This window comes from Sphingomonas sp. SRS2 (assembly GCF_000971055.1).
Classification (GTDB): domain Bacteria; phylum Pseudomonadota; class Alphaproteobacteria; order Sphingomonadales; family Sphingomonadaceae; genus Rhizorhabdus.
The window spans coordinates 40,526-55,519 of record NZ_LARW01000062.1 but is presented as its reverse complement, the minus strand read 5'-3'; the positions used below and the strand labels follow the sequence as shown (position 1 = coordinate 55,519).

Here is a 14,994-nt window from a genome sequence, read left to right as displayed (position 1 = left end):
CTCCACAACCAACATCCCGATCTCGCCAACTGACAATCCAGTCGGCCGTTTAAACCATCGAAATGAGGGGTCCCTTTTAGACGCCGATCACCCCGCTAAGGGGGTCCTTTTTGCACGCCGATCTACAGTCTCGGGTGACGAGCACCCGACGCTGCTCGGTTGAAGAGGTTTTGTCCCGAAAGCTTCCACGGGGCCAACCGAGTAGCAACTCGGTGGCAGTCATAAACGCTTGGCGATCTTCCTCGCGTGCGCGCCTGACGTAGGGTCGCAGCCGCCAGTGACATTCGCCGCGAAGGGAAAGCGCAAACTCTGCGCGCCGCAGCACGATCGCACCGGCTGCGTCGCTATGCACATCCGGTGAGCCACCACCCGATAGCGCTTCGGTCGTCCAGCCAAAATCATCACCACGTCCGAAGGGGGGATCGGTAGGAAGTAGCCCTGCCAGGCCTTCATCGTCGGTTGCCGGGATCAAAATCACTTGCCTGGGCTCGAACTGATTCAGTGTCGCTACGGGGTCTAAAACCATATCGGCATGAAAGCGCTCGATAGACGCTTCACCTTCTGTGTCTGCGCTTCGACTAAATGCAATAATACGGTCCAATTCATCGAGATATGGCAGCACGATCGTATCGACGGCGACGCCGGCCCTTTTGTCGAGGAGCTGGGGCACACCGGTGATGTGGTCGCGATCCAGATGCGACAAAAACAACATTTGGATCGGCTTTCCAGCGCGCGCTCGGACGAAAGACCTGACAGAGTTGCGCACCAGCGAGGCGGGTTCGGAACCACAATCATAAACGTACGTGAAATCGGCGGCGGGATTGGTGTTAGCACGCATCGCGCATTGCCAATCACTAGGATCGTCGCCGAGCGGTTGAAGCTCGCCGACGTGAAATCCGCCTTGGCCGACAGCGAACTGCGTTCGACGGTGGCCGATTGCCGCAGTTACGTCGCTACGGCGCCATGCGCGAGGATGGCTCATCGGTAGGCGCGATCGTTCCAACCGTTTCCATGCCGCCTCACGTGCGTTGCGAGCGTGGAGGCGTGCTTCGTGCTTTGGGCGTTCCTCGACGATGATTGCCATCGCTAGATCATAGGCGTCACTCTCGAAGAGAGCGGGCGTCTCCTCACGTTTGCAGGCGACATGGTCGGTGAGGAAATCCGTTATCAACCAGTGGTCTGGATGTCTGCAAACCAGGAACACACTTTCTGCGAGATCCCAGGCGTCAAACCATTCGTGGCGCGTGAGATGCGGTGGTCGCCAAGAAGCCGCCCTATATGGTTTAGCCATTTCTGCCCCGCCTTGCCTAGCAATACCGGTCCCTTAACGGGGTATCGCCGCCCTTCGATGCTCTATCGATGATCGGCTGCTTGTTTTACAACCAATCACTAAGTCATTGAAAACAGGCAAGTCGGAGTTGAGGCGTTTTACAGAAAAAATGGCGGTTTTCTGGGATTTCCAAGAGCTTGGGAAGCTTCTGCTCTACCATTGAGCTACACCCGCGATACCGTGAACGGGATCGCCGATCCGAATGCCGATTGCCACAAGCGCAGCGGCGCGGTCAACGAACAAAGCGGTGTTTCCTTCCGCTTGCCGTCTGTTAAGGCCCGCACATGGTCGACGATCCTGTCAGCGACGAACGTGATCTGCGCGCCGCGATGCTGCGTGGCCTCAAGGGACGCTGTCCCGCCTGTGGGGAATCCAGGCTGTTTCGATCGTTCCTCAGGCCGGTGAACCATTGTCCGGCGTGCGGCCAGAGCTGGGCGCATCAGCGTGCGGATGATCTGCCGGCCTATCTTGTCGTGCTGGTTCTCGGCCATGTGCTGGTCCCGCTTGTCGTCGCGGCGAACCTGCGCCTGGATATGCCGATGTGGGTTCAAATGACGCTGTGGCCCGGCCTGGCGCTGGTGATCGCGATGCTGATGATCCAGCCGGCCAAGGGATTGGTGATCGGATTGCAGTGGGCGCGGCGCATGCACGGCTTTTCCGGCGGGCGGTAAGGACGGCGCAACTCGTCCCACGCGAGGATAAGATGCTTCCTAAGCTCCTCTAATCTCGCTTATAGCTGGCTCCGCGAGGGATTTGGGGGGTAGCGAGTGGCCGTGGGATTGGACTGGCGCGCGGTGGACTGGCGTGCTTGGGCACGGCCTCCGGCGCTTGGCGCGCTGCAGCTTCAGAAGGCGCTCGAATATATGATGATCGGCGTGGTCGCCGTGACGGCGCTCGGGCTGGTCTGGGCGCTGGCCGCGCCGACCGCACCCGACGACGCGTCATCTTCGGCAGCCGTCCGCTTCGATGCCTCGCCTTCGGCCTTTTCGGCCTTCGACCCTTTTTTTCGGCTTAACCTGGGCGCGGCGGGGCCCGGAGTCGTCACCTCGCTCAATCTCAGCCTTCATGGCGTGCGGGCCGACAGCGTCTCGGGACGCGGCTCGGCAATCATCGGCCTACCCGATGGCACCCAGAACAGCTATGCGGTCGGCGATGAGATCGTCCCCGGCGCGGTACTCGCCGCCGTGGCGTTCGACAGCGTCACGATCCTGCGCGATGGCGCGCGCGAGACGCTCTATCTCGATCAGTCGATCGAAGCGCCGGTCGCGTCGATGTCCGGCAGCCCGGTGCAGGCCGATCCCTTCGCGGCGATCCGCGCACCCTCCGTCACGCCGCCGCTGATCGCCGACATCTCGGCAGAACCGCGGATGCGCGGCGGGCGGATCGAGGGTTACGTGCTTCGGCCCGGATCGATCGGCAGTGCCTTTGCGGCCGCCGGCTTCCAGCCGGGCGACGTGCTGATGACGATCGACGGACGCACGGTGGGCGACGGCGCTGGCCTCGAACAACTGGCGGGCGGCGGGCAGGCTGTCACAGTCGAGGTGGAACGTGGCGGCAAGCGGGTGCCGCTTACGATAGGAGGCGGCAAATGAGGTCATGGAACGCGACATGCGCGCTTGCCATGGCTCTGGCTCTGGCGGCCGCCCCGATTTCCGCGCAGCAGACGCTTAACCTGCGTGACGCCGATATCCGCGCTTTCATACAGGATGCAGCGCGCGTTACCGGGCGCAACTTCATCATCGACAGCAGGGTCGCCGGCAAGGTGTCGGTCGTCACCGACCGGGCTTTGAGCAAGAGCGAATATTTCGAGCTGTTCCTGTCGACCCTGCGCGCAAACAACCTTGTCGCGGTGCCGATGGCGGGTGGGGCCTTCCGTATCCAGCCGGCGGATGGCGCCGCGGCCCTGTCGGGGCGCAGCAGCGGATCGGCCAATAATTTCGTGACCGATGTGGTGCGCCTGCGCGCGATCGACGCCACCAGCGCGATCGATACGCTCAAGCCGCTGGTCAGCCCGCAGGGATCGATTACCGCGAACCGTAGCGCCAATTCGCTCGTCATCGCCGACTATGCCGACAATCTGCGCCAGATGCGCAGCCTGATAGCGCGGATCGACCGCGATAGCACCTCGACCCGGATGATCCCGCTGCGGAACGCCGGCGCGCGCGAGATCGCCTCGGCGCTGAGCACGCTGACGGCCGGGCAGGGCGGTGCGGCCGGGGCGACCGTGGTTGCGGTCGACAGCGGCAATGCGTTGCTGCTGCGCGGGGATGCGTCGAGCGTCGCGAAAATGGCGGCGCTCGCCGAGGATCTCGATCGCCGCGCGGCGAGCGCGTCCGAGATACGGGTGATCTTCCTGCAATATGCCGACGCCGCGAAGCTGATGCCGGTGCTCCAGCAGCTCGTCGGCCAGGCCGGGGAGGTTGCCGCAACGACGCCTGCTTCCGCCAGCACCAGCGCTGCCGTCGCGCCGGTGCCGGCCCCCACGTCGTCGGGACGCGGCGGGGCGGTCGTCACGCGCTATGAAGGCGCGAACGCGATCATCATCGCTGGGCCCACCGATGTGCAGCGCACGCTGGGCGAGGTGATCCGTCAGCTCGATACGCGGCGCGATCAGGTTCTGGTCGAAGCGATCATCGTCGAAATATCCAATGATGCCGCCCGCAAGCTGGGCGTTCAGTTCCTGCTCGGCGGCAAGCCGGGGTCGGGCGTACCGATCGCGGCGACCAATTATTCCAACGCCGCGCCAAACCTGCTGACGATCGCGGGTGCGGTCGGCGCGCGCGAACTGTCGACCACGACGACGGTCGTCAACGGCACGACGACGACGACGACCGAGAATAATGCGATCAGCGACCAGCTGGCCGAGGCTGCGGTGAGCTCGATCCTCAATGCCGGCGGCGGCTTTGCGGGCTTTGCGGACACGATCGGCAAGAATGGTATTTTCGCCGCGATCATCAATGCGGTGCAGACGGATACCAAATCGAACATCCTGTCGACGCCATCGGTGCTGACGCTGGATAATCAGGAAGCCAGACTGCTCGTAGGGCAGGAAATTCCGATCACCACCGGACAGGCGCTTTCGAACAATTTCGAGAACCAGTTCCGCACCGTTCAGCGCCAGAATGTAGGTATCCAGCTCGAGGTGAAGCCGCAGATTAATGCAGGCGGCGCGATCAAGCTGTTTCTGCGGCAGGAGGTCTCGTCGATCGCGGGGCCCGTCGCCAGCGGATCGCCCGACCTGATCCTCAACAAACGCGAGATCGAGACAACCGTCACCGTCGATGACGGCGATATCATCGCATTGGGCGGCCTGCTCGACGACAATGAACGCCGCACGATCGAGGCGATCCCTCTTTTGAGCCGCATTCCGGCGATCGGCGAGCTTTTCAAGTCGCGCTCCCGCAGTCATGTGAAGACCAACCTGATGGTGTTCATCCGGCCGACGATCCTGCGCAGCCCAGCCGATGCGCAGCGGCTTGCCGCCCAGCGCTATGGATATATTCGTGGCGAGCAGGTCCGGTACGGCAAGCCTGGCGAGGAGCCCGGCATCGACGAGCTGGTGACGGACTATATGGGAACCACCGTGCCGGTTGCGCCGCCGGTCGCCGCCGCGCCTTCGGGCGGACCCGAGATCATCGTCCCGAAGGTGACGACATCGAGCCAGGTCTTCCGCCCGGTTCCCGCGCCGGCGCCGCCGCCGCGCGGCCAGTGAGCGAGGAGGCGGCGATCGCTTCCGCATCCGACATACCCTATGGCTTCGCCCGGCGGACCGGCCTCGTGCCGCTGACCGGCAGCGATGGCGATGGGCGTCCGCTGATCGGCATGAGCAGCGCCGCCGACCGCGCCGCGCTGATCGAACTTCGCCGCCATCTCGGCCATGGATTCACGATCGAAGCACTGACGCCCGAGCGATTCGAGCGGGCCTTGTCCGAATATTATGCCGTCGATAGCGAGGCGGCCGAGATGCTCGGTGGCGCGCTGGTGATGGGCGAGGAACTGAGCGCGCTCGCGAGCGAAATACCGACCAGCGCCGACCTGCTCGACAGCGCCGATGACGCGCCCGTCATCCGGCTGATCAACGGGATGATCGCCGAAGCGGTGCGCAATGGCGTCTCCGACATCCATTTCGAACCTTATGAGAGCGGCCTCGTCGTCCGGATGCGGATCGACGGCGTGCTGGCCGAGCGGTTGCGTCTGCCGATCGCGGTCGCGCCACTGGTCGCGAGCCGGATCAAGGTCATGTCCCGGCTCGACATCGCCGAACGCCGTCTGCCGCAGGATGGCCGTATCGGCCTGTCGATCGCCGGGCGGCTGCTGGATGTCCGCGTCTCGACGCTGCCAGGCCGTGCGGGTGAACGCGTGGTGTTGCGCATCCTGGACAAGGAGGCCGCCGGGATCGCACCCGACGCGCTTGGCATGCCGGCGAAGATCGAAGCGGCGTTCACCACGGCGCTGAGCGAACCGAACGGCATCATCCTCGTCACTGGCCCGACCGGTTCGGGCAAGACGACGACACTCTATGCCGCGTTGCGCCTGCTCAACGATGGCAGCCGCAACATCCTGACGGTCGAGGACCCGGTCGAATATGCGATCGATGGAGTTGGCCAGACCCAGGTCAATCCGCGGGTCGGGCTCGATTTCGCCGCGGGGCTGCGCGCGATCCTGCGGCAGGACCCGGACGTGGTGATGGTCGGGGAGATTCGCGACCGCGAGACTGCCGATATCGCGACCCAGGCTTCGCTGACCGGCCATCTCGTCCTGTCGACAGTCCACACCAACGACGCGGTGGGCGCGATCACCCGGCTGCGCGACATGAAGATCGAGCCCTTCCTGATCGCATCGACACTGCGGGCGGTCATCGCGCAGCGGCTCGTCCGGCGGCTTTGCCCGATCTGCTCGACGGCCGATGCGCCCGCTTCCGGCGTGCGCAGCGCGCTCAAGCTCAGGAAGGACGAGCTGGTCCGCACGCCGCGCGGCTGCGATAGTTGCGGGCATAGCGGCTATCGTGGACGGATCGGCCTGTTCGAGCTGATCCGCGTCGACGACCGCATCCGCGCCGTGATCAACGACAATGGCGACGAGGATGCGATCGCGGAGATCGCCTTCGTGAACGGTGACACCCTCGCCAGGGCGGCGCGCCGCCTGGTGCGAGACGGCGTAACCAGTGCCGAGGAAGCGCTGCGGATATTGCGCAGCGACGCCAGCGATGGCTGAATATGCCTGGCGGGCAATCGACGCCGGCGGGCGCGAGCGGCGGGGCCGGATGCAGGCGGCGACACCCGATCTCGCCCGTGCCCGGCTTGAGGCGCGCCGCTATTACGTCGTCGCGGTCGATAAGGCGGGCGAAGGGCCGGGGCCCAGCCTGACCGCGAGCCTCCTGACGCGGCGGGCGAAGCTGAGCGTTCGCGAGCTTACCCTGTTCACCCGGCAGCTGGCGACGCTGGTTAGCGTCATGCCGATCGAGGAAGCGCTCCGCAGCATCGGCCAGCAGAGCGGCAAGCCGCGCGTCGTCGCCGTGATTGATGCCGTTCATGGGTCGGTGCTGAGCGGGCACCGGCTTGCCGATGCGCTTGCTGTCGAAGCGCGGAGCTTTCCGCCGCTCTATCGCGCGATGGTTTCGGCCGGCGAGGCGAGCGGCACCTTGCCCGACATATTGGAGCGGCTGGCCGACCTTCAGGAGCGGCAGGCGATAATCCGCAACAAGCTAGTCACCACGCTGGCCTATCCGGCGGCGCTTGCGCTGGTCGCGGGCGGCGTCGTGCTCGCGTTGATGCTGTTCGTAGTTCCGAAGATCGTCGAGCAGTTCGATACGGTCGGCCAGCAATTGCCGCTGCTCACGCGGGTCGTGATCGGCGTGTCGCAGTTTATCGGCTCCTGGTGGTGGGCGATGCTGCTCGCGGTGATGTTCTGCGGATTGCTCTCCGCCCGGCTGCTTGCCGATCCCGAGCGGCGGCATGGCTTCGACGCCTGGCTGTTGCGTCTGCCGTTGCTCGGCCGGCTGATCCGCGATCTCCATGCCGCCCGCATGGCGCGGACTCTTGCCAAGATGGTCGAAAGCCGGCTGCCGCTGGTCGAGGGTATCGCGATGACCACGGCCACCCTGCGCAACCAGGCGCTGCGCCGCGCTTCGCAGGCGATCGTCGAAGATATCAAAGGCGGATCGAGCCTGTCGGCTGCGCTGCGCCGGTCGGGGCTGTTTCCGGCGATCTTCGTTCATATGGCGGCGAGCGGCGAGGCGGCGGGCCGGCTCGACGAAATGCTCGAACACGCCGCCGACTATCTCGAACGCGAGTTTGATTTGTTCACATCGACCTTGCTGTCGCTGCTCGAACCGGCGGTGATCGTCGTGATGGGCGCGATTGTTGCGCTGATCATATTGGCGATACTGCTGCCGATATTGCAGCTCGATACCTTGGCGGGACTGACATGATGGAAATGGAAAATCACGAAGGCGGCCTGGACGAACGTGGCTTCACCCTCATCGAACTGATGGTCGTGCTGCTGATTCTCGGTCTGCTCGCCACGGTGGTGGTGATCAACGTCATGCCCGCGCAGGACAGGGCGATGGCCGAGAAGGCACGAACCGATATCGCGCTGCTCGAACAGGCGGCCGAACGCTACCGGCTCGATATGTTCGCCTATCCGTCGGGGGAGGCGGGCCTGCAGGCGCTGGTGACGGCTCCGGCGGGGCTGGCGCAGCCCGGGCGCTACCCCGCGGGCGGATATATCAAGCGCCTGCCCGACGATCCCTGGGGCAATCCCTATCATTATGCGGCGCCGGGCAGGCATGGCGCGGTCGACATCTACAGCCTCGGCGCGGACAACCGCGAGGGCGGCGAGGGACAGGATGCCGATATCGGTAACTGGAAATGAGCGCGGCTTCACGCTGATCGAACTGATCGTCGTGCTGGCGATCGTCGCGGTCGGCGCCACCGCCGTCATGCTGAGTCTGCCGGGGCCGGAGCGGGCGTTGCGCGACAGCAGCGAGAGGCTCGCGGCGCAGGCCGCGGCGCTGCGTGACGAAGCGGTGATGTCCTCGCGCCCGATGGCGATCCGGCTTCAGCCCGGTGGCTATCGTTTCGAGCGCTTCGACGGTGCGGCCTGGGTCGCCGAGACGGACAAACCGTTTCGCGCGGTCGAACTGCCCGAGGGGATGACCGTCGTTGCGGTGCCCTCGGGTGAGCAGCGCATTCGCTTCGACACCACCGGGCTCGCTGACCCTGTCATATTGTCGCTCGGCTATCAGGGACTGCGCCGGACGGTGACGGTCGACGCCGGCGGAGGTGTAGCGCTTGGCGGCTGATTCGATGGAGAGATGTGAGCGCGGATTCACGCTGATCGAGGTGCTGGTCGCGCTGGCGGTGTTCAGCCTGGCCGCGTTGACCCTGCTCCGCCTCGAGGGGGCGACGATGACCAACGCGCGGATGCTCGAAGTCCGCGCCGCCGCCGAGATCGTAGCGCGCAATCGCGCGGTCGAGGTGCTGACCGATCCAAACGCGCCGGTGATCGGGACGGCCAGCGGCACCGAGATGCAGGCGGGCCGGCCTTGGCCCTGGGTCCGTATCACCCGCCCGATGCCCGACGCGGGGCTGGTTGAGGTGCGCGTCATCGTCGCGAGCCCCTTTGGCGGCGAGGCGGCGTCGCTCACCGTCTATCGGCGGACGGCATGAAGGACGCGCGCGGCTTCACGCTGATCGAACTGCTCGTCGCGCTCGCGATCTTCGGATTGATCGCGGTTGCGGGGGGATATCTGCTCGGATTTTCGCTGGATGCGCAGGAGAGCACGAACCGGTCGCTCGACCGGATCGCCGCGGTCCGCCGCGCGTCGGTGCTTCTCACCGCCGATATGGCGCAGCTGGTTCCGCGAACCAGCCGCAATGAGCGGGGGGACCGGCAGGCGGCGGTGATCGGCGACCGCACGGTGCTTGGCTTCGTGCGCGGGGGTTGGACCAACGACAGCGCAGCGCCGCGCTCCTCGCTCCAGAAAGTGTCATACAGCCTCGTGGACGGAGCGCTGGTCCGCGCCAGCTGGCCGATGGTCGACGGCGTCGCACCCGATAGCGCGGTGCGCAGCCCGCTGATGACGGGGATATCGAAACTGGCGCTGCGCTATCGCCGCCAGGGCGTGTGGACCGAGACCTGGCGACCGCGCCTTCCCGCCGATGTGCCCGATGCGATCGAACTGGTGATGACGGTCGACGGCGTCGGTGACGTCCGGCAGCTCTTTCTGGTGGGAATAGGGAGATGAAGCCGGGCGAGCGTGGCGCGGCTTTGCTTGCGGTGCTCCTGCTGGTCGCGCTGATCGCGGCGCTCGCCGCGCTGGCGATGGACCGTCTTGCGCTGGCGACGCGCCTTGCCGGCAATGCGCGCGCGATCGATCAGGCGCGAGGCTATGCGCTCGGTGCGGAAGGGCTCGCGACACTGATCGTCGACCGGCTTAACGACCGGGCACGCGGAGAGAACTCCTTGCCGGCAGGCTGGACGGGTGAAAGTCGGTCGATCCCGGTCGAAGGCGGCATGATCCGCGCGAAGCTGGGCGACGGCGGGGCATGCTTCAACCTCAACAGCCTCGTCAGCGGCAATCAGCTGAACGGTTTTACCGCGCGGCCGCAGATGATGGAACGGCTTGGGACGTTGCTGACGATCGCGGGGGTGCCCGCCACGCGCAGCCGCCCGCTGGTTGCCGCGATCACGGATTGGATCGACAGCGACACCGTGCCGCAGCGTCAGGGCGCTGAGGACGAAAGCTATGCCCGCGCGCCCGTTCCCTATCGCGCCGCCAACACGCTGATGGCCGATGTCAGCGAGCTCCGCGCCGTGGCGGGGGTGACGCCGGCCATATACACGGCGATCAGCCCGTGGGTGTGCGCTCTGCCGGTGAGCGAAATCGCCCCACTCAATGTCAACATATTGCCTCCCGAGCGAGCCCCGCTGCTGGCGATGCTCTACGGCGGGCGGATGCCGGTGCCGCAGGCTGCAGCGATATTGCGGAGCAGGCCGGCAGGGGGCTGGTCGAACAGCGCGCAGTTCCGGGAGCAGCCTGGGATTGCGGCGATGGGAAACGCCGCCGGTCTGGGAGAGGAAATCGCGGTTCGCACCCGCTGGTTCACGCTGGAGCTTGACGTGAGGCTGGCCGGTGCGCAGGTGAGGGAAGTGGCCCTGATCGACGGCGGAATTGCGCCGTCGCGGGTGGTCGCGAGGGCCTGGGGGAATCGGTAGCGGATGCGCGCGCTCCTGCTATTTGCCGAAGATGAGGTCGGCGTCATCGAGGGGTGGCTCCGGCTCGCCGACGACCGCGTCATCGCGCGCGGATCGCGGATCGATGGTTTGCCCCAACCCGGCGAGGACGAACGGGTTTTCCTTTTGCTGCTCGGCAGCGAGGTGGCGATGCGCTGGATCGACCTGCCGCCGCTGACCGAGCCGCAGGCGCTCACAGCGGCGCGGATAGCGATCGGGGAGACAAGTCTCGGGCCGGTCGGCGCGCTTCATATCGCGATCGGCCGGGTACATGGCGGGCAACGCCTCGTCGCCGCGATCGCCACGGCGCGAATCGCTGCGTGGGTCGAATGGGCCGCCGATGCCGGCGTAGAGATCGACCATATCGTTCCGCTGCCGCTGCTCATCGCCTATGGCGAGGGACCGGCGCGGATGTGGGCGCGTCCGGGCCGCACCCTGGTCCACGGCCACGCGCTGGCATTCGCGATCGAACCCGATCTGGCCGAGGTGATGCTGACGGGTCAGGATGTCGAGCCGATGGACGATGCTCGCTTCGAAGCCGAGCTACCCTCGGCGCTCGCCGCGCTCCCGCTCGACCTGCGGCAGGGCGTATGGCGTCGCCGTCGTGCCTGGCGGATCGATTCCGGATGGCGCGGGCGGATGATCCGCTATGCGGTGGCCGCTGCTATCCTGCTCGTACTGATCCCTGTGGCGCGTCTGGCTCGGATAAGCTGGGACAGCCATCAGATGCGGCAGGAAGCCGGCAATGTAGCGCGCGCCACATTGGGCCTGGGCCAAGCGCCTGAGGATCCCCGCGCGGTCCTTCAGCGGCGGCTGGAACGCCTGCAGGGACCGGGCATGGGGTTCGTCGACGGAGCAGCGATATTATTTGGCGCGGTGCGGCAGACGCCCAATGTCGAACTCGCCGATGTCGGCTTCGACGATAGCGGCGTCCTTTCCGCGCGGGTGCGCACGGCCAGCGCCGCCGATCTTGCCGAACTCGTGCGCCGGATCGGATCGGGCGGGCTGACCGTCGAGGCCGGTGGCGCGGGGCAGGGCACAACCGATATCCGGATATACCGGCCATGATCGACGCGACGATGGCCTGGTGGCGCGAACGCACGCCGCGCGAACATGGGCTGCTGATCCTGCTTGCCGTGATCGCCGTGCCGCTGATCGCCTTTTACGGTGTGGCCCGGCCCATCGGCCATGCGATCGAGCGCGCGCAACTGGCGCGCGACGCCGATGCCCGTGCGCTTGCCGACGTGCTGTTGATGGCGGGGAAGATCCGCGCCGCCGATCGGCCCGCCCGCAATCCCGCGCCGGTCGAGAGGCTGGTGGCGGGCGAGGCGGAACGTGCGGGCTTCACGGTCACGGGCGTTACTCGCGATGGCGACGGCGCGCTGCTGGTGATCGCGGCAGTGCGGCCGCAGCCTTTCTTCGCATGGCTCGCGGCGATGAAGGCGCGGCGCGGGCTGTTCGTCACCCGGCTGTCGGCGCGGGCGAACGACGATAAGACATTAACGGTTTCAGTGCGGCTCGAACGAGCGCGCTGAAGGGGGGCGAGATGAAGACGATATTCTGGTTTCTGGTAATAGTGGCGGCGGCGTTCGCGGCGATCCCGTTGGTGCCGCTCTCGACCGCTGTAGACCTGCTCCAGCTGCGCAAGTTCGGGCTGGAAGCTTCACAGATCGAAGGCAATCTCTGGGAAGGGCAGCTTTATGACGCGCGGCTCGGCAAGATCGAGCTCGGCGATGTCCACAGCAAGCTTTCGCTCGATGATATCTCCAATGGTCGGATCAAGCTCAACATCGCGGGCAGCGACGAAGTTTCGCGCCTTGGCGGTGTGTTCAGCTATGGCCTGGGCGGCGCGGGTATCGACGATTTCACGGTCGGCATGCCGGCTATGGCGGGGCCTCCGCCAATTGGTGGCGTCACGCTGATCGTCGACAATCTGAGCGCGCGCTTCCCCGGCGGCGAATGCGCCGACGGGCGCGGCGAGGTCCGCGCCTATCTGTCGGGAGCGCTCCCGGCGGTCGGTCTCCCCGGCGAGATGACCGGGCCTGCGCTGTGCCGTGACGGTAAGCTTGCCTTCGACCTCGCCAGCCTGAGCGGGCGCGAGCAGCAGCAGATTACCATGTTGTCGATGACCAAATTCCGGGTGCGTGCCTTCGTCCGGCCGACGATGTCGAGGCTCGGGGAGTTTCTGCTGTCAAAGGGCTTCGTGCGCAATGGCGATGGCTATGCCTATGAGGAGGAGCGCAGTCTCTGATCGGATGGCTTCCCAGCCGGCGCCGACAGGGCCATAATCCGCCCATGCGAATGTTGAGCTTCCTTGCCCGGCTGTGGATCGTGCTGTTGCTGGTTGGCGGCGTGGCCGCCGAAGCCGCGCATATCCGCGCACGCCTAGATGCCGAAACGATGCGCCCCGCGCCGGGCAGCCGGATCACGCTGGCATTGACAATGACGCCTGAGCGCGACTGGCACGGCTATTGGATCAATCCGGGCGATGCGGGGGCGCCAGCCGATATCGCCTGGGCGCTGCCGAACGGCGCAACGGCCGGGGCGATGCGTTATCCGGTGCCGCAGCGCCTGATTGTCCAAGGGCTGATGAACTATGTCTATGAGCGGCCCTATGCGCTGCTGATGACCTTGACCGTGCCGAGGGACGCGAAGCCCGGAACGCCGCTTGCTCTCCGTGGCAAGGCGCGCTGGCTCGCCTGTTCGCCGGTGATCTGCGTTCCAGAACAGGGGCCGGTGTCGCTCGACCTCGTCATTGGCGACGGTGCTGTCACGCCCGCCGCACGGGGGCGCTTCGATGGTTGGCGGGCCAGGCTGCCCATGCCGCTCGGTCAGCCTGCGAGTTTCGAGACGAAGGCCGGCAAAGTCAGGATCGCGATCCCCTTGCCCGCGAGCCGGGCCGTGGCCGACCCCTATTTCTATCCGGCGACCGACAATGTGATCGATTATGCCGCGCCGCAGATCATCAGCCGCCGGGGCGACCGGCTGATCGTCGAGGCGAAGGCCGCGAAATATGCCGAGCCCGCCGGCACGATCGAAGGCGTCATCGCGATCGGCCCCGACCGCGGCCTGTCGCTCGCCGCGCGGCCGGGCACGGTACCTGCGGCGGGTATTCCGGTCTTCTCGTCCGGCGACGCCGCGCCCGAGGGCGGGTGGCGGATATTTCTGCTGGCGCTGGGCGGGGCGGTGCTGGGCGGATTGTTGCTCAACGCGATGCCTTGCGTCTTTCCGATCCTCAGCCTCAAGGCGCTGAGCCTTGCGCGCGGCGGGGAGACCGATGGCAAGGCGCGGGTCGAAGCGCTAGCCTATAGCGGCGGCGTCATCCTGAGCTGCATCTTGCTGGCGCTGGCCCTGCTGTCGCTGCGGGCGGGCGGTTTGGCCGCCGGGTGGGGATTCCAGCTTCAGGATCCCCGCATGGTGCTGTTCCTGCTGCTGCTGGTCACGGCAATCAGCCTGAACCTCGCCGGACTGTTTGAGCTGCGCGCGGTCGGCCTTGGCGAAGCGATGACCCGCGGGCAGGGCGCGGCGCCGGCATTCTGGACGGGCGTGCTTGCTGCGCTGATCGCCACGCCATGCAGCGGGCCGTTCATGGCGGGCGCGGTCGGCGCGGCGTTGTTGCTGCCGCCCGTCGCGGCGGTAGCTATCTTCGCCGGCTTGGGCCTGGGGCTCGCCTTGCCCTTCCTGCTGATCGGCTTCATGCCGTCGTTACGGCGTCTGCTGCCCAAACCCGGCGCGTGGATGGACCGGATGCGGCGGATATTGTCCGTGCCGATGTTCGCGACCGCGCTTGGCCTCGCCTGGATATTGGGGCGTCAGGCGGGGGTCGACCAGATGGTGGTGGGCATCGGTGCGGCGCTGCTGCTCGGCCTGGCGCTATGGTGGGTAGGGGCGCGGCAAACGCATGGAAAGCGTTTCAGCTGGGCGCCCGTCCTTCCGGTCGTGGCGGCGGCCATGGCGGCAATCCTGCTGGTGCCGGCGGGCACGGCGGCGGCACCGGCGAGCGAAGCCGCCAAAGGCGATGCCGAACCCTTCAGTGAGGCGCGGCTCGCCGCGCTGCTGGCCGAAAGAAAGCCGGTCTTTCTCTACTTCACCGCCGACTGGTGCCTGACATGCAAAGTGAATGAGAAAGCCGCGATCGAGCGGCAGGCGGTCCGTGATCATTTCGCCGGGGCCGGCGTGGTGGTGATGGTCGGCGACTGGACCAACGGCGATCCGGCGATCGGCCGGTTCCTGGAGGCGCGGGGCCGCTCGGGCGTGCCGCTCTATCTATTCTATCGTCGCGACGGACGGACCGAGACGCTGCCGCAGATATTGACGCCCGCGACACTTACCGCGCTCGCCGCCTGACACCGGCCTCAGGCGGCCAGGGTGATCCGGTTCCGTCCGCCATGCGCCCGGCAAAAAAGCGACGACCTGTAGACCCCTAA

At 66.3% G+C, this 14,994-nt stretch carries 15 protein-coding genes; 14 read left to right on the top strand and 1 reads right to left on the bottom strand.

Annotated features, from left to right (window positions below):
• Positions 1-76 precede the first annotated feature (76 nt).
• On the bottom strand, positions 77-1,084 hold the full coding sequence (locus WP12_RS24745; RefSeq protein ID WP_152663916.1) for a hypothetical protein: 1,008 nt from the start codon (positions 1,082-1,084) through the stop codon (positions 77-79).
• Between the two features lie 530 nt (positions 1,085-1,614).
• Between WP12_RS24745 and WP12_RS06285 the strand changes: the two genes are divergently transcribed.
• The 14 genes from WP12_RS06285 (at position 1,615) to WP12_RS06220 (ending at position 14,914) form a co-directional block, all read left to right on the top strand.
• Entirely contained in the window at positions 1,615-2,001 is a 387-nt protein-coding gene (locus tag WP12_RS06285) for a DUF983 domain-containing protein (RefSeq protein WP_046192910.1), read from the top strand.
• Positions 2,002-2,097: 96 nt separating this feature from the next.
• On the top strand, positions 2,098-2,922 hold the full coding sequence (locus tag WP12_RS06280) for a type II secretion system protein N (RefSeq protein WP_152663915.1): 825 nt from the start codon (positions 2,098-2,100) through the stop codon (positions 2,920-2,922).
• Entirely contained in the window at positions 2,919-5,042 is a 2,124-nt protein-coding gene (gene gspD / locus WP12_RS06275; protein WP_046192909.1) for a type II secretion system secretin GspD, read from the top strand. The genes WP12_RS06280 and gspD overlap by 4 nt, the downstream gene beginning before the upstream one ends.
• Complete coding sequence (locus WP12_RS06270; protein ID WP_046192908.1) at positions 5,039-6,544, top strand: GspE/PulE family protein; 1,506 nt, start codon at positions 5,039-5,041, stop codon at positions 6,542-6,544. Before gspD ends, WP12_RS06270 begins: the two co-directional genes overlap by 4 nt.
• The gene (gene gspF / locus WP12_RS06265) at positions 6,537-7,760 is read left to right on the top strand and encodes a type II secretion system inner membrane protein GspF (protein WP_046192907.1); all 1,224 of its coding nucleotides are present in this window, start codon (positions 6,537-6,539) and stop codon (positions 7,758-7,760) included. Before WP12_RS06270 ends, gspF begins: the two co-directional genes overlap by 8 nt.
• A complete protein-coding gene (gene gspG, locus WP12_RS06260; RefSeq protein WP_046192906.1) occupies positions 7,757-8,203 on the top strand; it encodes a type II secretion system major pseudopilin GspG in 447 nt (148 codons plus the stop codon). Before gspF ends, gspG begins: the two co-directional genes overlap by 4 nt.
• On the top strand, positions 8,178-8,633 hold the full coding sequence (locus tag WP12_RS06255; RefSeq protein ID WP_046192905.1) for a GspH/FimT family pseudopilin: 456 nt from the start codon (positions 8,178-8,180) through the stop codon (positions 8,631-8,633). Before gspG ends, WP12_RS06255 begins: the two co-directional genes overlap by 26 nt.
• Positions 8,623-9,000: a type II secretion system minor pseudopilin GspI gene (gene gspI / locus WP12_RS06250; protein ID WP_235399000.1), complete on the top strand. Its 378-nt coding sequence runs from the start codon at positions 8,623-8,625 to the stop codon at positions 8,998-9,000. Before WP12_RS06255 ends, gspI begins: the two co-directional genes overlap by 11 nt.
• Positions 8,997-9,578 (top strand): type II secretion system minor pseudopilin GspJ, encoded by a 582-nt coding sequence (gspJ, locus tag WP12_RS06245; RefSeq protein WP_046192903.1) that lies wholly within the window; start codon positions 8,997-8,999, stop codon positions 9,576-9,578. The genes gspI and gspJ overlap by 4 nt, the downstream gene beginning before the upstream one ends.
• Entirely contained in the window at positions 9,575-10,549 is a 975-nt protein-coding gene (gspK, locus tag WP12_RS06240; protein ID WP_046192902.1) for a type II secretion system minor pseudopilin GspK, read from the top strand. Before gspJ ends, gspK begins: the two co-directional genes overlap by 4 nt.
• Before the next feature lie 3 nt (positions 10,550-10,552).
• The gene (gene gspL / locus WP12_RS06235; RefSeq protein WP_046192901.1) at positions 10,553-11,635 is read left to right on the top strand and encodes a type II secretion system protein GspL; all 1,083 of its coding nucleotides are present in this window, start codon (positions 10,553-10,555) and stop codon (positions 11,633-11,635) included.
• Complete coding sequence (gspM, locus tag WP12_RS06230; protein WP_046192900.1) at positions 11,632-12,102, top strand: type II secretion system protein GspM; 471 nt, start codon at positions 11,632-11,634, stop codon at positions 12,100-12,102. The genes gspL and gspM overlap by 4 nt, the downstream gene beginning before the upstream one ends.
• Before the next feature lie 11 nt (positions 12,103-12,113).
• Positions 12,114-12,818: a type II secretion system protein N gene (gene gspN / locus WP12_RS06225; protein WP_046192899.1), complete on the top strand. Its 705-nt coding sequence runs from the start codon at positions 12,114-12,116 to the stop codon at positions 12,816-12,818.
• 44 nt (positions 12,819-12,862) lie between these two features.
• A complete protein-coding gene (locus WP12_RS06220) occupies positions 12,863-14,914 on the top strand; it encodes a protein-disulfide reductase DsbD family protein (protein ID WP_046192898.1) in 2,052 nt (683 codons plus the stop codon).
• The last annotated feature ends 80 nt before the right edge of the window (positions 14,915-14,994 follow it).

Excerpts from the sequence above, each read along its gene's own strand:
- WP12_RS06255 (WP_046192905.1), top strand. The coding sequence starts at position 8,178 with ATGCCGATATCGGTAACTGGAAATGAGCGCGGCTTCACGCTGATCGAA.
- WP12_RS24745 (WP_152663916.1), bottom strand. The coding sequence starts at position 1,084 with ATGGCAATCATCGTCGAGGAACGCCCAAAGCACGAAGCACGCCTCCAC.
- gspF (WP_046192907.1), top strand. The coding sequence starts at position 6,537 with ATGGCTGAATATGCCTGGCGGGCAATCGACGCCGGCGGGCGCGAGCGG.
- gspL (WP_046192901.1), top strand. The coding sequence starts at position 10,553 with ATGCGCGCGCTCCTGCTATTTGCCGAAGATGAGGTCGGCGTCATCGAG.
- gspM (WP_046192900.1), top strand. The coding sequence starts at position 11,632 with ATGATCGACGCGACGATGGCCTGGTGGCGCGAACGCACGCCGCGCGAA.
- gspN (WP_046192899.1), top strand. The coding sequence starts at position 12,114 with ATGAAGACGATATTCTGGTTTCTGGTAATAGTGGCGGCGGCGTTCGCG.
- WP12_RS06285 (WP_046192910.1), top strand. The coding sequence starts at position 1,615 with ATGGTCGACGATCCTGTCAGCGACGAACGTGATCTGCGCGCCGCGATG.
- gspJ (WP_046192903.1), top strand. The coding sequence starts at position 8,997 with ATGAAGGACGCGCGCGGCTTCACGCTGATCGAACTGCTCGTCGCGCTC.
- gspK (WP_046192902.1), top strand. The coding sequence starts at position 9,575 with ATGAAGCCGGGCGAGCGTGGCGCGGCTTTGCTTGCGGTGCTCCTGCTG.
- gspD (WP_046192909.1), top strand. The coding sequence starts at position 2,919 with ATGAGGTCATGGAACGCGACATGCGCGCTTGCCATGGCTCTGGCTCTG.
- gspG (WP_046192906.1), top strand. The coding sequence starts at position 7,757 with ATGATGGAAATGGAAAATCACGAAGGCGGCCTGGACGAACGTGGCTTC.
- WP12_RS06220 (WP_046192898.1), top strand. The coding sequence starts at position 12,863 with ATGCGAATGTTGAGCTTCCTTGCCCGGCTGTGGATCGTGCTGTTGCTG.